We start from the raw sequence: 2,306 nt of genomic DNA, 5'->3' as shown, positions 1-2,306 counted from the left end.
TGGGTGAAGTTTGTTTTCGGTTTAACCACCGGAGTGAGGACTTGTTCCCCATACTTTTAAAGGCATTGAAGACAAGTCCAGCAAGAGATTTTATAACGGATTAGTCCGTTTTGGTTAGGTATTACCAAATCTAATTGTATCCCTGACCAGCGAATGCCAAAAAGATCAATGAGGAACAAGCCTTCGCATGTGTTCCGGACGCCGCGCGCGGGCATGCGGCACCGGGGGTGTACAGGAACACACGCCTACGACAGGACAACCGGATACGGGCGTACTCCGTTCCGGCCACACATGCGGGCGAAACACCGCCATACCGGGGGATTCCATGCGCACTACACGCCTGATGGTTCATGTGCCGCTGGCACTGCTGGCGCTGCTGGCTCTGGGACTTGTCCTTTGTGACTCGGTTACGCGTGCGGAAGCACCCGCCGCCAACTTCCGCGCGGTGTCCGGCGCGGTCACCGTGGAACGGGCGGGCAGCAGTTCCGTTCCCGCACCGGGCGACCCTTTGCTGGTGGGCGACATCCTGCGCACCGGCCCGGACGGCAAGGCCGGGGTCAGCTTTCAGGACGGCACGCGCATCGCCGTGGGGCCGGGTTCGGAACTGAAGGTGCAGTCCTACCGCTTCGTGCCGCTGGAAAAGGACTACGATTTCGACGTGTACATGCAGCGTGGCGAGGTGGCCTATTCTTCCGGGCGGCTGGCCAGGCTGGCGCCGGAGGCAGTCAAGTTCCGCACGCCGCAGGCCGCCGTGGGCGTGCGCGGCACCCGTTTTCTCATCCGCGCCGAATAGGGGGGCACCATGCGCACGCTGTTTTCCATCCTTCTGCTGTGTCTCGTGCTGGGGGCTTGCGCGCCCAAGACCACCGTGGTGCTGGTGCCCGACGACGACGGCGGCGTGGGCCGGGTGGTGGTGAAGGCGGGCGGAGCCGAACAGCCCCTGGCCGCAGCCAACGAATCCACCCAGGTGACCGACAAGCCTGCCGCGCCCAAGGTGATGTCGCAACAGGAGATCGACCGCATCTTCGGCAGTACCGTGGCCGCCATGCCGGAACCGCCCAAGAGCTTTCTGCTGTACTTCCCCACCGGCTCCACGGAACCGGAACCCGCATCGCGCCCGGCGCTGGACGAGGCCGCCGCCGACATCACCCGCCGCGCCGTGAGCAACGTTTCGGTCATCGGGCACAGTGACAGCGCAGGCGATCCCGCCGCCAACCAGAAGCTGTCCATGGCCCGGGCAGAGGCCGTACGCCGCATGCTGGAAGCGCGCGGGGTGCCCGCCAGCGTCATGGCGCTTTCCGGTCACGGGGCCAACGACCCGCTGGTTTCCACCGCCCCCGGCGTGGCCGAGGCGAGGAACAGGCGGGTGGAAATCCTGGTCCGCTAATACCTTCGGACACGGTACCTCATGTCCACACCCGTCAAATCCGCGTCACACCTGGTCCCCATTTCGCGTCGGCGGCTGGTGGCCGCCGTCACCTTCGTCGGGCTGCTGCTGACCGTGCTGTTCTGCCTGGCGAAGCCGGGCCTGGTGCAGCTTGCGGACAACCGCATCCTTGACGGGTTGGCCAGCCGCATGGCGCACGGCCCCGCTCCCGATCGGGTGGTCATCGTGGACATCGACGAGGAAAGCCTGGCCGTGGCGGGGCAGTGGCCATGGCCGCGCTACCTCACCGGCGACATCGTGCGCCGGGTGTCCGCCGCCCGGCCCATGGGAGTGGCGGTGGACGTCCTGTTCTCCGAGCCGGACCGCACCTCCATCGCCACCATCCGCCACGCCTTCCGGCGCGACTTCGGGCTGGACATCGCCATCAGCGGCGTGCCCCGCGGCATGGAGGACAACGACGCCTACTTCGGCAGCGTACTGGCCGGGGCGGAAGCCGTGGGCGCGGTGCTGCACCTGTTCGACCTCGTCACCCCCGACCCGGAAAACCTGCCCCGCCCGGTGCACGTGACCGGAGAAACCACGGCCATCGCCCCGGCGGAGTCCACCGGCATATTGTGCAACACCGGCCCCATCCAGGCAGGGCTGGCCGCGTCCGGATTCATCAACGTGGAAAAGGACGAGGACGGCAGCATCCGCCGCGTTCCCCTGCTGCATCGCTTTCAGGGGCAATACTACCCCAGCCTGGCCCTTGCCCTGTTCATGCAGGTGCGCAACCTGCGGGAGGTGCGCGTGGAAACGGACGCGCTGGGGCCGGTGCTGGTGACGGGCGAAACGCGCATACCCGTGGACCGGGCCGCGTGCATGCGGCTGCGCTTTGCCGGTGGCGCGCGGGCGCACCGCTTCGTCCCGGCGGCGGAGG

At 66.9% G+C, this 2,306-nt stretch carries 3 protein-coding genes; all 3 read left to right on the top strand.

The window, feature by feature from the left end:
- Positions 1–325 precede the first annotated feature (325 nt).
- Positions 326–793 (top strand): FecR family protein, encoded by a 468-nt coding sequence (locus FVW20_RS12910; protein WP_196609938.1) that lies wholly within the window; start codon positions 326–328, stop codon positions 791–793.
- A 9-nt stretch (positions 794–802) separates the two neighbouring features.
- Positions 803–1,387, top strand: a complete 585-nt coding sequence (locus FVW20_RS12905) for an OmpA family protein (RefSeq protein ID WP_196609937.1) — start codon at positions 803–805, stop codon at positions 1,385–1,387.
- A 21-nt stretch (positions 1,388–1,408) separates the two neighbouring features.
- Positions 1,409–2,306, top strand: an 898-nt coding sequence (locus FVW20_RS12900; RefSeq protein ID WP_196609936.1) for a CHASE2 domain-containing protein, incomplete at its 3' end; no start/stop codon positions are given.

The sequence above is a fragment of the Nitratidesulfovibrio oxamicus genome (genome assembly GCF_015731765.1).
Taxonomy (GTDB): domain Bacteria; phylum Desulfobacterota; class Desulfovibrionia; order Desulfovibrionales; family Desulfovibrionaceae; genus Cupidesulfovibrio; species Cupidesulfovibrio oxamicus.
The sequence above is the reverse complement of the archived record's forward strand: the minus strand, read 5'-3'. Positions and strand labels throughout refer to the sequence as shown.